A 14,316-nucleotide genomic window follows, 5' to 3' on the forward strand; every position below is an offset into this window, starting at 1 on the left:
AAGAGTGAGTAAGAGCAAGGATTTTATCGTTGTAAAAGGTGCTAGAGCACATAACTTAAAAAATATTGATGTAACCATTCCGAGAAATCAGCTTGTCGTTGTAACGGGATTGTCTGGTTCGGGGAAATCATCATTAGCATTTGATACGATTTATGCAGAAGGGCAGCGCAGATACGTAGAATCGTTATCTGCGTATGCACGCCAGTTTTTAGGGCAAATGGATAAACCGGATGTAGATACGATTGAAGGATTGTCACCAGCAATTTCAATCGATCAAAAAACGACGAGTCGTAATCCACGTTCAACAGTTGGAACAGTAACGGAGATTTATGATTATTTACGTTTATTATTTGCGCGAATTGGTACGCCAATTTGTCCGAATCATGGCATTGAAATTACATCACAAACAGTAGAGCAGATGGTAGACCGCGTCCTTGAATATCCTGAACGTACGAAATTACAAGTGTTAGCTCCTATCGTTTCTGGCCGTAAAGGTGCACATGTGAAAGTACTTGAAGACATTAAGAAGCAAGGATATGTTCGTGTACGTGTTGATGGTGAAATGCTTGATGTGTCTGAAGATATTGCGTTAGATAAAAATAAGAAGCATTCCATTGAAGTTGTAATAGATCGTATTGTTGTAAAAGAAGGAATCGCAAGCCGTCTTGCGGATTCACTTGAAAGTGCATTAAAGCTTGGCGGGGGACGAGTGTTAATCGATGTTATGGGAGAAGAGGAACTTCTATTTAGTGAGCATCATGCTTGTCCGCATTGTGGTTTTTCAATCGGAGAATTAGAGCCGCGTATGTTCTCATTCAATAGTCCGTTCGGTGCATGTCCTTCTTGTGATGGACTTGGCTCAAAGCTAGAGGTAGATTTAGAACTTGTTATTCCGAACTGGGATTTATCATTAAATGAACATGCGATTGCGCCTTGGGAACCGACAAGTTCACAATATTACCCACAGCTTTTACAATCTGTATGTAATCACTACGGCGTTGATATGGATGTGCCTGTGAAAGATATACCGAAAGATTTATTTGATAAAGTGTTGTACGGAAGCGGTGAAGAGAAAGTTTATTTCCGCTATGTAAATGAATTTGGTCAAGTAAAGGAAAATGAGATTTTATTTGAAGGTGTTATTCCAAATATTGAACGTCGTTATCGCGAAACGAGTTCTGATTACATTCGTGAGCAAATGGAAAAGTATATGGCAGAACAAGCTTGTCCGAAGTGTAAAGGTGGACGTTTAAAACCTGAGAGTTTAGCTGTTTTCGTTGGTGGAAAAACGATTGCTGATGTAACGAAATATTCTGTTCAAGAAGTACAGGAATTCTTCTCAAGTGTGGAGCTAACAGAGAAACAACAAAAAATTGCTCATTTAATTTTAAGAGAAATTCAGGAGCGCGTTGGGTTCTTAGTGAACGTCGGTTTAGATTATTTAACGTTAAGTCGTGCCGCAGGAACTTTATCAGGTGGTGAGGCGCAACGTATTCGTTTAGCAACGCAAATTGGTTCTCGTCTTACTGGCGTACTTTACATTCTTGATGAGCCTTCTATCGGTTTGCATCAGCGCGATAACGATCGTCTTATTCGTACATTGCAAGAAATGCGTGATTTAGGTAATACGTTAATTGTTGTTGAGCATGATGAAGATACGATGATGGCAGCTGATTATTTACTTGATATCGGGCCTGGCGCAGGTATTCACGGTGGACAAGTCGTATCAGCAGGTACACCAGCTGAAGTGATGCAAGATGAGAATTCGCTAACAGGGAAGTATTTAAGCGGTAAAGAGTTTATTCCAGTTCCACTTGAAAGACGTAAAGGTGACGGACGAAAAGTGGAAATTGTCGGTGCAAAGGAGAATAACTTAAAGAACGCGAAAATGTCATTCCCGCTTGGTACGTTTGTAGCGGTAACGGGTGTATCTGGTTCTGGTAAAAGTACGATGATTAATGAAGTACTATATAAATCGTTAGCGCAAAAGTTATATAAAGCGAAAGCGAAGCCAGGTACTCATAAAGAGATTAAAGGTCTTGAGCATTTAGATAAAGTAATCGATATTGATCAATCGCCAATTGGACGTACACCACGTTCTAACCCAGCGACTTATACAGGTGTATTCGATGATATTCGTGATGTGTTTGCCCAAACGAATGAAGCGAAAGTGCGTGGATATCAAAAAGGACGTTTCAGCTTTAACGTAAAAGGTGGACGTTGTGAAGCATGCCGTGGTGATGGAATTATAAAAATTGAAATGCACTTCTTACCAGACGTATACGTGCCGTGTGAAGTTTGTCATGGTAAACGTTACAACCGTGAAACGTTAGAAGTGAAATATAAAGATAAGAACATTTCTGAAGTGTTAGGGATGACGATTGAAGATGGGGTAGAGTTCTTCGCTAATATCCCAAAAATTAAGCGTAAACTTCAAACGCTTGTAGATGTTGGACTTGGTTATATGAAATTAGGGCAACCAGCAACGACGTTATCTGGTGGTGAAGCACAGCGTGTGAAATTAGCTTCTGAATTACACCGTCGTTCTACAGGTCGTACATTATACATTTTAGATGAGCCAACGACTGGTTTACATGCGCATGATATTGCACGTCTGCTAGAAGTGTTGCAACGTCTTGTTGAGAGCGGTGAGACGGTACTTGTAATTGAACATAATTTAGATGTAATTAAAACAGCGGATTATATCGTTGACCTTGGACCAGAGGGCGGAGACAAAGGTGGACAAATCGTTGCTTCCGGAACGCCAGAGCAAGTAGTGAAAGAAGAGCGCTCGTATACAGGTAAGTATTTAAAAGAGATTTTAAATCGTGATAAAGCAAGAATGAAAGAGAGAATAAAAGAAGTAGAGCTATCTCAATAAGGGTATTACGAAAAACCGAGTGGGAATGACACTCGGTTTTTCGTTCATAGGGAGAGAAGATGGGGTTTTTAGATGTTTTAAGAAAGAAAAATATGAAGGTAAGAGAGTTTCAAAAGTGGGGTGTATATTTTCGGAAGCGCTGGGAGGATAACTTTGCAAATCATGTAAGTGATGAGGAAAAAGAAGACATTTTCCTTTACGGAGATAAGTATGCATGTGGGTATCTTTGGCACATATTTAATTATGAGAAAAAGAAGTGTGTAGAGGGGAAAGAAGCAGAAAACGCGTTTCATAATGAAGTGAAAAAGGAGTGCTACATCTTCTATCAACACTGTAATGATGTACTATTAATAAAAGATGCAAGTGTATTAAGTATGGATGATATATTACGTGAAACAGATGATATGTATAAAGGCGATATTTACATTATAGATAAAGATTTCACTTGGACCTTTGTGAAAACGCATGAGCATAGATGGTGTGGGCCTTATTTCGCAAAGAAGTGTTAGTAGGTATACAAGCATGAAGAATCGAATAAATTGATATAAGTGTTTGTATCGTGCTTGCGTTTATTATTGATTAGCGTATGATGAAAGATATATGTTTAAAAGGATGTGTAAGAAAATGAGATGGATTGTATCACTTCTTGTAAATAGTGTTGTGTTAATCGCTGTATCGGGACTTTTAAAAGGGATTGCACCAGACGCGTTTTACGTAGCAAATATACAAACTGCAATTATTGCGAGTATTATTTTGGCTGTTTTAAATGTGTTCGTAAAACCGTTTTTAATTTTAATTACGCTACCAATTACTGTTGTAACTTTCGGTTTCTTCTTAATTGTTATTAATGCAATTACGTTAAAGATAGCAGATTCATTATTAGGAGACGCATTTAATATATCAGGTTTCGGTGTAGCGATTGTTGCGGCAATTTGTATTTCAATTTTTAATATGATTATTGAGAAGGCAATTGTGGAACCTTTATATGAAAAAAAGAGAAAATGACAAAAAGAAAAACATTTCATGATATGTATGAAATGTTTTTTTCTATTTATTAGAAACCGTATTTCTTGTTTCCAGAAAAAAATGGTACAATATCCGGTAGAATGGAATTTTACATCAAATGAGACTGAACCCGCAGCGGAGTGGAGGTTTATACATATGCCGAAAGTAAGGACAAAAGATTTAATTGAACAATTTCAATTGGAGTTAATAAGTGGTGAAGAAGGAATTCATCGTCCGATTGATACAAGTGATTTATCACGACCTGGTATTGAAATGGCAGGATTTTTTACATATTATCCAGCTGATCGCGTGCAGCTTCTTGGAAAGACGGAGCTGACGTTCTTTGACACGTTAACGTCAGAGCAAAAACAAGAGAGAATGAAAGCGCTTTGTACTGAGGAGACGCCATGTATTATTGTAACTCGTAATCAAGATGTACCAGATGAGTTGCTGCAAGCATCGCGTGAATCGGGCATGCCTTTATTACGTTCTTCTCAAACGACAACGAGATTATCAAGTCGTTTAACAAATTATTTAGAAGGTAAGTTAGCACCAACAACAGCTGTTCATGGTGTGTTAGTAGATATTTACGGCGTTGGCGTTTTAATTACAGGACAAAGTGGTGTCGGTAAAAGTGAGACAGCTCTTGAGCTTGTAAAACGTGGTCATCGCCTTGTTGCGGATGATAGTGTAGAAATTCGCCAAGAAGATGAAGACATGTTAGTTGGAAGCTCGCCAGATTTAATTGAGCATTTATTAGAAATTCGTGGTCTAGGCATTATTAACGTTATGACGTTATTCGGTGCAGGGGCAGTGCGAAATTATAAGCGTATTACACTTGTTATTAATCTTGAAATTTGGGATCAAAAGAAAAATTATGATCGCTTAGGTCTTGATGAAGAGAAGATGAAGATTATTGATACAGAACTTACGAAGATTACACTTCCAGTTCGTCCTGGTCGAAACTTAGCTGTTATTATTGAAGTGGCAGCGATGAACTTCCGTTTAAAACGTATGGGAGTCAATGCAGCACAGCAGTTCTCAGAACGATTAATGAGTGCGATTGAGTTAGGAAATCAGGAGTAAACATTGGAGAGGGAGGTCATACATATGCTGTTAGGTTCTGTACCACAGCTTGACCGCGTAGCTATCCAACTTGGACCGTTTCCTGTTTATTGGTACGGGATTATTATCGGTACAGGTGTGCTATTAGGTCTTTGGCTAGCAACTCGCGAAGGAGAAAGGCTAGGTATTCCAAAAGATACATTTGTTGACCTTGTATTAATTGCAGTACCGATCGCTATTCTATTTGCGAGAATGTACTATGTTATTTTTGAATGGGAATATTACGCGCAAAACCCGAGTCAAATTATTAATATTCGTCAAGGTGGCTTGGCGATTCATGGTGGCTTAATCGGGGCTGTTATTACAGGGATTCTTTTTGCGAAACGCCGCGGAGTTTCATTCTGGAAGTTGGCGGATATTGCTGCGCCAAGTATTTTACTAGGACAAGCAATTGGCCGATGGGGGAACTTTATGAACCAAGAGGCACATGGTGATGAAGTAACGAGACAGTTTTTAGAAGGCCTTCATTTACCGGATTTCATTATTAATCAAATGTATATTGATGGTGTTTACTATCACCCGACGTTTTTATATGAATCATTATGGAATTTTGCAGGGGTAATTCTATTACTTGCATTACGAAAAGTGAATTTACGCCGCGGAGAATTATTCTTCACATATTTAATTTGGTATTCAATAGGACGATTCTTCGTAGAAGGGTTACGTACAGATAGTTTAATGCTAGGACCACTTCGTATTGCACAAGTAATGTCAATTGGACTTGTTGTTATTTCTGTTATTTTCATTATTGTGAGACGAAAAATGGGGCAAGCTGATAAAAGATATTTAGAAAATTAGAGAAAAGTAGCATCTTATTATAAGATGCTGCTTCTTTCATATTCAGGAAAGAGAAAGGACTAAGGCAATGAAAATAAATACAGTGTTATTTGATTTAGATGGAACGTTAATTAATACAAATGAACTTATTATTTCTTCTTTTTTACATACTTTACATACATATTATCCAAATCAATATAAGCGTGAAGATGTATTGCCATTTATCGGTCCATCTTTACATGATACTTTCAGCAAGATTGATGAAAGTAAGGTTGAAGAGTTAATTACAAGCTATCGTCAATTTAACCATGATCATCATGATGAATTAGTAGAAGAATATGAAACTGTATATGAAACAGTTCAAGAGTTGAAGAAGCAAGGCTATAAGGTTGGTATTGTTACAACGAAAGCGAGACAAACCGTTGAAATGGGATTAAAGTTTTCAAAGCTTGATGAGTTCTTTGATGTTGTTGTGACAATTGATGATGTCGAGCATGTGAAACCACATCCAGAGCCACTTCAAAAAGCGCTTCAGTTATTAGATGCGAAACCGGAAGAAGCATTGATGGTTGGGGATAATCATCATGATATTGTTGGCGGACAAAATGCGGGTACGAAAACAGCTGCGGTTTCATGGACGTTGAAAGGTAGAGCGTATTTAGAGGCTTACAAGCCAGATTTTATGCTAGATAAAATGAGTGATTTATTGCCGATTTTGTCCGACATGAATCGTTCGTAAAGATAAGTAGAGGAGCGAGTGAAGTGCGACGGACAACGCGCTATCCTGTTTCAGGAGAGAATTCATTATGGAATGTGTATAAAACAGTGTCTTTTTGGAAGGTAATGAAAAACTTTATGATTATCCAAATTGCACGTTATACACCTTTTTTATCGGTCAAGAATTGGTTATACCGCACATTTTTGCGGATGAAAGTAGGAAAGAAAACATCGTTTGCGCTTATGGTAATGCCAGACATTATGTTCCCGGAAAAGATAGCTGTGGGAGAAAATTCGATTATAGGCTATAATACAACGCTTTTAGCACATGAATATTTAATTCGAGAATATCGACTTGGAGAGATCGTTATAGGAAATGAAGTGATGATTGGAGCGAATACGACTATATTACCAGGTGTGAAAATTGGAGATGGTGCGATTGTTTCAGCTGGCACACTCGTTCATAAAGATGTACCAAGTGGTGCTTTCGTAGGTGGAAATCCAATGCGTGTTATTTATACAAAAGAAGAAATGGATGCTAGAGAAGGTTGATGCTAAAAATGTAACATTTCTCTTCTTTTTTAATGAATAAAAAGGAAATAATTGAGTATAATATACTGTTTTGTTTTTTACGGAATCGTTTATACTTATAGATAGAAGAATGTGTGAACGAAGAAAACAAAAAACTGGAGGATATATGGGGAAAAATCAAAGAATATATAAGGAGAACGGACAAGTTATCTCTTTTAATCAATTAGCGGACTTCTTTTATAAAAAAGGGATGAGGGCTTACAAAGGACAAAAATTGCAAGATGCAATTAAATATTTTCGAAGAGCGGCACAAAGTGAGAAGGAGCCGTTTATTTTATGTCAATTAGCAACAGTATTATCTGAGGCTGGTGAATATCAAGAGTCAAATCAAACCTTCTTTAAGCTTGTTAGATCTAATCCAGAACTTGAACAGTGTTATTATTTTATTGCAAATAATTATGCATATATGGGGCTATTTCAGCAGGCGAAGAAGTATGCGGATCGCTATTTAGAAGTTGCAGAAGAGAAGGAATTTGTTGAAGATACATTAGAATTACTTGAAATTATGGAAGAAGAAGCGATGGGTGCGGAAGAGATTGAGGATGAAGATGATTTAATTGTTATGCAGGAAGAAGCCAATCGTTATATTCGTAACGGACAATTGGAAGAAGCAATTGCTACATTAGAAATTGTTACGAAAGATTATCCGGAATTTTGGTCGGGGCATAATAATTTAGCGATTGCGCATTTTCAATCTGGTAATGTAGATAAGGCGCTGAAATTAACGGAAATGATTTTAGAGAAAAATCCTGGTAATATACATGCGCTTTGTAATACACTTATTTTTCTATATTCAATTGGAGAGCATAAACAAGTAGAGGCGTTAGCTGCTCAGTTAGTTTCGGTATATCCGATTTCGTTTGAACATCGTTTGAAACTTGGGACGACACTTGCAACAATTGGTCATTTCGAGCCTGCATATAAATGGTTCAAATTATTAAAGCGTCAAGGATACGAGGGAGACGTTAGTTTTTATTATTGGTTTGCATATTCTGCGTATATGGTAAAAGATCAGCAAGTAGCTGAAAAAATGTGGCAACATGTTGTAGAATTGCACCCTGATAAAAAGGGAAAAGAACCGTGGAATGCATTGAATTTAGTGGATGAAGGACAAAACGTGTTATTTGAAGAATTACGAAAATCATTTCAGCAAAGTGCGACGCTAGAGGAACAAATGCTAGCTTTATATTTAATGAATGAATTATCAACGCCAGAGAAGGTTGGATTCTTCTTTGATGTAACGCAGGCGAAGAATGGTGTTCCGATCGTATCGCAACTTGCAAAGTATTTCTTTTTACTGAATAGCCATAAGAGTATTCCAGCTGATTTACAGCAATTTGAACAGTGCGCGCGAATCGCGGATGCTTTATACAATTATACGAAAAAAGATGATGAATTAATCGAAGAGTGTTTACAATTTTGGTTTTGTACGTTCATACGTTTATATACATCTGGGGCAGTTTTTACAAATGTATACGGCTGGTCAGCTGCGGTTGAATATATCGTACGCAGTGAACAAGGAAATAAGATGACACAGTCGGAGCTCGGAGATGTGTATAATGTATCTGTAGCGACTGTTCGAAAGTATGTGCAAGCTGTTAAGCGTACGCACACATAGATAAGCAAATCATTGGGAAAAAAATGATGCGAACAGTATAATGAGGGTAACTTAATTGTGTAGGAATGGATAGGAGTGAATAGTGTGTCGGAAGAAAAAATTTATGATGTCATTATTATTGGTGCAGGACCAGCTGGTATGACAGCTGCAGTATATACATCTCGTGCGAATTTAAGCACATTAATGCTTGAGCGTGGTATTCCAGGCGGACAAATGGCAAATACAGAAGATGTAGAAAACTACCCAGGTTATGAGTCTATTTTAGGACCAGACTTATCAAATAAAATGTTCGAGCATGCGAAGAAATTTGGTGCTGAATATGCATACGGTGATGTGAAAGAAGTCATCGATGGTAAAGAATACAAAACAATTATTGCTGGCAAAAAAGAATATAAAGCACGTGCAATTATCGTTGCAAGTGGTGCAGAGTATAAAAAAATTGGTGTACCAGGTGAAACAGAACTTGGCGGCCGCGGTGTATCATATTGTGCGGTATGTGATGGCGCATTCTTTAAAGGTAAAGAACTTGTAGTTATTGGCGGCGGAGATTCTGCTGTTGAAGAGGGTGTGTTCTTAACACGCTTCGCATCAAAAGTAACGATCGTTCACCGCCGTGACACGCTTCGTGCACAGAAAATTTTACAAGATCGTGCTTTCCAAAACGAAAAAGTAGACTTCATTTGGAACCACACGATAAAAGAAATTAACGAAGCAAATGGTAAAGTAGGAAGTGTAACACTTGTAGATGTAAACAGTGGAGAAGAGAAAGAAGTCAAAACTGACGGCGTATTCGTATACATCGGTATGTTACCACTATCAAAACCATTTGTTGAACTAGGTATTACAAATGAAAATGGTTACCTTGAAACAAACGAGCGTATGGAAACGAAAGTTCCTGGTATTTTCGCAGCAGGTGATGTTCGTGAAAAAATGCTACGTCAAATTGTAACTGCAACAGGTGATGGTAGTATTGCAGCACAAAGTGCACAACATTACGTAGAAGAATTATTAGAAGAACTAAAAACTGTATCAGAAAAATAAGGGATAATATACCTTTTGAGAAGAAAGCTACCGATAGGAGCTTTCTTCTTTTTTTGTGTGAAAATGTCAAAGTTTTGTCAAAAAATATTGGGATTATAAGCTTTCTTATTGATATACTGGACTTTACGGAAAAAATCACTATAAGAAATGAGGAATTTATTCAGTATGGAATGGCGTAATATATATCGTGGATTTTGTATGGGCGTTAGTGATTTAATTCCTGGTGTGAGCGGCGGTACAATCGCTGTTGTGTTAGGGATTTATGAACAATTGCTTGCGGCAATTAGCGGATTCTTTAGTCGTGAATGGAAAAAACATTTAGGATTTTTAATTCCACTTGCAGCTGGTGTGGCAGCAGCGTTTTTAACGTTAAGTCACGTTATTAAATATTTACTTGCAAATCATTATGAACCGACTCAATTTTTCTTCCTCGGTTTAATTATTAGTATATTACCGATGTTAATGAGAGAAGCTGATGCAAAGTCATCGTTTAAAGGTAAGCACATTGTTTTATTAATAGTTGCAGCAATTCTTGTTGCGATTACAGCTTTCTTTAAACCAGATAAGACAGCAGACCCAATTACAACGTTAACAATTTTAAATGCAATTGGTTTATTTTTCGCAGGATGGATGGCTAGTATGGCTATGTTGCTTCCTGGAATTAGCGGATCGTTTATTTTATTAATTATTGGTGTGTATCCGACAGCAATTAATGCTTTAACTACACTCAACTTACCTTTAATCGCAGTTATTGGTGCTGGCGTTATGGTAGGATTCGTTGTAAGTAGTAAAGGAATTAGCTTCTTATTAGATCGATATAAAAGTATGACATTTGCGGCAATTATTGGACTAGTTATCGGTTCGATTGTAATTGTGTTCCCTGGTATTCCAACTGGAGGATTTTCAATTATAAGTTCAATTATTACCTTTATTTTAGGATTTGCGATTGTTACTTATTTCGGTAAGAAGTAAGGGCTGGAGTCCCCTTGGCGATAAAAGTCGTTAAGGGGATTTTTCATGCTATTCACGGAAAGTCCAGGCATTTACATTGCTTGTTATAAAAAGCTTTTTTAAAATTGTTGAGTAGCAGTGCTTAGCGAAAGGGGGACTGGCTCCTTCGTTGTAGCAAACTGTTTTTGATAGTATAATGAAATGAGTATGCAGTGAGAAATTTACTGCAAGTAGCTGAGGTGAAGAAACATGCAAAGAGTGACAAACTGTGTGTTAATTAGAGATAATGAAGTACTCTTACTCCAAAAACCTCGCCGGAATTGGTGGGTTGCACCAGGCGGGAAAATGGAGCGTGGTGAGACTGTAAGAGATTCCGTTGTTCGCGAGTATCGTGAAGAAACAGGTATTTATTTAAAGAACCCAGCTTTAAAGGGGGTCTTCACCTTTGTCATCCAAGAAGGTGATAAAGTTGTTTCTGAATGGATGATGTTCTCCTTTTTAGCGACAGATTTTGCAGGAGAAAACAAACTAGAGAGCGAAGAAGGCATCATTGGTTGGCATACATTTGATAAAATTGATGATTTAGCAATGGCACCAGGAGATTATCACATTATTGATTATTTAATTAAAGGAAATGGCATAATCTACGGTACATTTGTATATACCCCAGATTTTGAGTTGCTTTCATATCGATTAGATCCGAGTTAAACCGTCAAGGAGAGGATACGATGACAGAGAATAATGATATAAAAATGGTAATTATTACAGGAATGTCTGGAGCTGGAAAGACAGTAGCTTTACAAAGTTTTGAAGATTTAGGATATTTCTGTGTGGATAATTTACCACCGATGTTATTGCCGAAGTTTATTGAGCTTATGGCGGATTCAAAAGGAAAAATGAATAAAGTAGCACTTGGTATTGATTTACGTGGCCGAGAGTTTTTCGAACATTTATGGGAAGCGCTTGATGATTTATCAGAACGTACATGGATTATTCCTCATATTTTATTCTTAGATGCGAAAGATAGCACGCTTGTAACTCGTTATAAGGAAACGAGACGCTCGCATCCACTTGCACCAACTGGTCTGCCGTTAAAGGGAATCGAAGCAGAGCGTAATTTATTAACAGATATGAAGGCACGCGCGAATATTGTGCTTGATACATCGGATTTAAAACCGAAAGAATTACGTGAAAAAATTGTTCACCTATTTTCAACTGAAACTGAGCAAGCATTTCGTGTAAATGTTATGTCATTTGGATTTAAGTACGGTATTCCAATTGATGCAGATTTAGTATTTGATGTTCGTTTTTTACCAAATCCATATTACATTCCACATATGAAGCCATTAACAGGACTAGATGAAGAAGTTTCATCGTATGTGCTGAAATTTAATGAGACGCATAAGTTTTTAGAGAAATTGACTGATCTTATCACTTTCATGCTGCCTCATTATAAAAGAGAAGGCAAGAGTCAACTTGTAATTGCAATTGGATGTACAGGTGGACAGCATCGTTCTGTTACGCTTACAGAATACCTTGGGAAACATCTGAAACCAGAGTATAGCGTTCATGTATCTCATCGTGATGTGGAGAAGAGAAAGGGTCATTAAGGGATGAAAAAAGAGAGAAAACCTAAAATTGTTATCATGGGAGGCGGAACGGGACTTTCTGTTTTATTACGAGGATTAAAACAATATCCGGTTGATATTACAGCAGTTGTTACAATCGCTGATGATGGTGGCAGTTCAGGTAGATTACGTGATGAGCTAGAAATTCCACCCCCAGGTGACATTCGTAACGTACTTGTTGCGTTATCAGATGTAGAGCCACTGGTGGAAGCTTTATTTCAGCATCGTTTCACAACGGGAGATGGGCTGAAAGGTCATGCGTTAGGAAATTTATTATTGGCAGGTATGACCTCGATTACAGGAGACTTCTTCCATGCTATTACAGAAACGAGTAAAGTTTTAAATGTTAGAGGACGTGTATTACCAGCAGCGAATCAAAGTGCGGTACTACATGCGGAACTAGAAGACGGAGAAATTGTAACAGGTGAATCAAAGATTCCTTATTTCGGAAAGAAAATTAACCGTGTCTTTTTAACTCCAGAAGATGTAGAGCCGTTACATGAAACGTTGACTGAAATTAAACGAGCTGATTTACTTGTTTTCGGTCCAGGAAGTTTGTATACGAGTATATTACCGAATTTAGTTGTTAACAAAATTGGGGACGCTGTTCTTGCTGCAAAAGCGAAGAAGGTATATGTGTGTAATGTTATGACGCAAGCTGGTGAAACGATGGGATATACTGCGTTTGACCATGTGCAGGCGTTACATGATCATTTAGGTGAACCATTTATCGATACTGCAATTGTAAATAACCGTGATATTCCTTGTGAATTACGTCAGTTATATGAGGAAGAAATGTCGGTGCCAGTTGTAGTAGATGAAGAGCGTTTTACTGAAAACAATATTAATGTGATTCAAGATCAATTAGCGAAGTATGATGACCGTGTTGTAAGACACGATACATTAAAACTAGCTTCTATTTTATATTCACTGTTGTAGATGTGCGTTGCCTCGTTTGAGGTAACGCTCCTCATTTCATATAGGACAAGATTTTTGTTCCACAATAATCGTATAAGGAGGTGTTGACTGTGTCATTTGCATCAGAAACAAAGAAAGAGTTGACGAATTTGGAGATGAAGGAATGCTGTGAGAAAGCAGAATTATCAGCGTTACTTCGCATGAACGGATCGCTTTCTTTTTCAAATCGTCGTCTATCAATCGATATTCAAACGGAAAATGCGGCAATTGCAAGAAGGATTTATACGCTTTTGAAAAAAGGATATGACGTGACGGTAGAATTACTTGTTCGTAAAAAAATGCGATTGAAGAAAAACAATGTATATATCGTAAGGCTTGTTGAGAAGTCGCGCGAAATATTAGCTGATCTTCATATCGTTCGAGACGACTTTTCATTTATTCGAAATATATCACAAGAATTAATTGAGAAGAAATGTTGTAAACGATCGTATTTACGCGGTGCATTTTTAGCAGGTGGTTCAGTAAATAACCCAGAAACATCATCTTATCATTTAGAGATCTTTTCGTTATATAAGGAACATAATGATGCTATATGTGAACTGATGAACGGATTTGATTTAAATAGTAAGACGTTGGAAAGAAGAAAAGGGTACATTACGTATTTGAAAGAAGCAGAAAAGATTACAGAGTTTTTAAATATTATAGGTGCTCATAATGCACTTTTAAGATTTGAAGACATTCGAATCGTACGTGATATGCGTAATTCTGTAAATCGCTTAGTGAACTGCGAAACAGCTAATTTAAATAAAACAATTGGTGCAGCGCTAAGGCAGATTGAAAATATCCGTTATATTGATGAGACGGTTGGTCTTGATATATTGCCGGATAAACTACGAGAAATTGCGCAACTACGAAGAGATTATCAAGATGTAACATTGAAAGAGTTAGGTGAGATGGTATCCGGGGGGAAAATTAGTAAATCGGGTATTAATCATCGTTTGCGTAAAATCGATGATATTGCAGAGAAATTACGCGCGGGGGAAACGGTAGCAAAAAAATAAGAG

General features: G+C 37.4%; 14 protein-coding genes. All 14 read left to right on the top strand.

Annotation, left to right across the window (positions count from 1 at the left end; genetic code table 11):
* The first annotated feature begins 4 nt into the window (after positions 1-4).
* The 14 genes from uvrA to whiA all read left to right on the top strand — a co-directional run bounded on the left by uvrA (position 5) and on the right by whiA (position 14,313).
* On the top strand, positions 5-2,881 hold the full coding sequence (gene uvrA, locus RTP99_RS13335) for an excinuclease ABC subunit UvrA (RefSeq protein ID WP_000045567.1): 2,877 nt from the start codon (positions 5-7) through the stop codon (positions 2,879-2,881).
* Positions 2,882-2,940: 59 nt separating this feature from the next.
* Complete coding sequence (locus RTP99_RS13340) at positions 2,941-3,390, top strand: DUF4275 family protein (RefSeq protein WP_000505997.1); 450 nt, start codon at positions 2,941-2,943, stop codon at positions 3,388-3,390.
* A 115-nt stretch (positions 3,391-3,505) separates the two neighbouring features.
* The gene (locus tag RTP99_RS13345) at positions 3,506-3,886 is read left to right on the top strand and encodes a phage holin family protein (protein ID WP_001267308.1); all 381 of its coding nucleotides are present in this window, start codon (positions 3,506-3,508) and stop codon (positions 3,884-3,886) included.
* Positions 3,887-4,042: 156 nt separating this feature from the next.
* Positions 4,043-4,972 (top strand): HPr(Ser) kinase/phosphatase, encoded by a 930-nt coding sequence (gene hprK, locus RTP99_RS13350; protein WP_001127250.1) that lies wholly within the window; start codon positions 4,043-4,045, stop codon positions 4,970-4,972.
* Between the two features lie 24 nt (positions 4,973-4,996).
* Entirely contained in the window at positions 4,997-5,809 is an 813-nt protein-coding gene (gene lgt / locus RTP99_RS13355; RefSeq protein WP_000924231.1) for a prolipoprotein diacylglyceryl transferase, read from the top strand.
* Between the two features lie 67 nt (positions 5,810-5,876).
* On the top strand, positions 5,877-6,527 hold the full coding sequence (gene ppaX / locus RTP99_RS13360) for a pyrophosphatase PpaX (RefSeq protein WP_000700954.1): 651 nt from the start codon (positions 5,877-5,879) through the stop codon (positions 6,525-6,527).
* A gap of 23 nt (positions 6,528-6,550) precedes the next feature.
* Positions 6,551-7,057 (top strand): acyltransferase, encoded by a 507-nt coding sequence (locus RTP99_RS13365; protein WP_001255078.1) that lies wholly within the window; start codon positions 6,551-6,553, stop codon positions 7,055-7,057.
* Positions 7,058-7,202: 145 nt separating this feature from the next.
* A complete protein-coding gene (locus RTP99_RS13370; protein WP_000517734.1) occupies positions 7,203-8,714 on the top strand; it encodes a tetratricopeptide repeat protein in 1,512 nt (503 codons plus the stop codon).
* 84 nt (positions 8,715-8,798) lie between these two features.
* Positions 8,799-9,755, top strand: coding sequence for a thioredoxin-disulfide reductase (gene trxB, locus RTP99_RS13375; RefSeq protein ID WP_001288072.1), 957 nt, complete (start codon positions 8,799-8,801; stop codon positions 9,753-9,755).
* 165 nt (positions 9,756-9,920) lie between these two features.
* Positions 9,921-10,727, top strand: coding sequence for a DUF368 domain-containing protein (locus tag RTP99_RS13380; protein ID WP_000455203.1), 807 nt, complete (start codon positions 9,921-9,923; stop codon positions 10,725-10,727).
* 228 nt (positions 10,728-10,955) lie between these two features.
* Positions 10,956-11,414: an NUDIX hydrolase gene (locus RTP99_RS13385; protein WP_001190080.1), complete on the top strand. Its 459-nt coding sequence runs from the start codon at positions 10,956-10,958 to the stop codon at positions 11,412-11,414.
* 20 nt (positions 11,415-11,434) lie between these two features.
* Positions 11,435-12,316 (top strand): RNase adapter RapZ, encoded by an 882-nt coding sequence (gene rapZ, locus RTP99_RS13390; RefSeq protein ID WP_000138457.1) that lies wholly within the window; start codon positions 11,435-11,437, stop codon positions 12,314-12,316.
* Between the two features lie 3 nt (positions 12,317-12,319).
* Positions 12,320-13,273 carry a gluconeogenesis factor YvcK family protein gene (locus RTP99_RS13395; protein ID WP_000712176.1) on the top strand — a complete coding sequence of 318 codons (954 nt, stop codon included), beginning with the start codon at positions 12,320-12,322 and terminating at the stop codon, positions 13,271-13,273.
* A gap of 89 nt (positions 13,274-13,362) precedes the next feature.
* Positions 13,363-14,313 (top strand): DNA-binding protein WhiA, encoded by a 951-nt coding sequence (gene whiA / locus RTP99_RS13400; RefSeq protein ID WP_000006561.1) that lies wholly within the window; start codon positions 13,363-13,365, stop codon positions 14,311-14,313.
* Positions 14,314-14,316 lie beyond the last annotated feature (3 nt).

The sequence above is a fragment of the Bacillus sp. (in: firmicutes) genome (assembly GCF_031983925.1).
Lineage (GTDB): Bacteria > Bacillota > Bacilli > Bacillales > Bacillaceae_G > Bacillus_A > Bacillus_A pacificus.

Excerpts from the sequence above, each read along its gene's own strand:
- RTP99_RS13395 (WP_000712176.1), top strand. The coding sequence starts at position 12,320 with ATGAAAAAAGAGAGAAAACCTAAAATTGTTATCATGGGAGGCGGAACG.
- RTP99_RS13380 (WP_000455203.1), top strand. The coding sequence starts at position 9,921 with ATGGAATGGCGTAATATATATCGTGGATTTTGTATGGGCGTTAGTGAT.
- RTP99_RS13345 (WP_001267308.1), top strand. The coding sequence starts at position 3,506 with ATGAGATGGATTGTATCACTTCTTGTAAATAGTGTTGTGTTAATCGCT.
- ppaX (WP_000700954.1), top strand. The coding sequence starts at position 5,877 with ATGAAAATAAATACAGTGTTATTTGATTTAGATGGAACGTTAATTAAT.
- RTP99_RS13340 (WP_000505997.1), top strand. The coding sequence starts at position 2,941 with ATGGGGTTTTTAGATGTTTTAAGAAAGAAAAATATGAAGGTAAGAGAG.
- RTP99_RS13385 (WP_001190080.1), top strand. The coding sequence starts at position 10,956 with ATGCAAAGAGTGACAAACTGTGTGTTAATTAGAGATAATGAAGTACTC.
- hprK (WP_001127250.1), top strand. The coding sequence starts at position 4,043 with ATGCCGAAAGTAAGGACAAAAGATTTAATTGAACAATTTCAATTGGAG.
- RTP99_RS13370 (WP_000517734.1), top strand. The coding sequence starts at position 7,203 with ATGGGGAAAAATCAAAGAATATATAAGGAGAACGGACAAGTTATCTCT.
- rapZ (WP_000138457.1), top strand. The coding sequence starts at position 11,435 with ATGACAGAGAATAATGATATAAAAATGGTAATTATTACAGGAATGTCT.
- lgt (WP_000924231.1), top strand. The coding sequence starts at position 4,997 with ATGCTGTTAGGTTCTGTACCACAGCTTGACCGCGTAGCTATCCAACTT.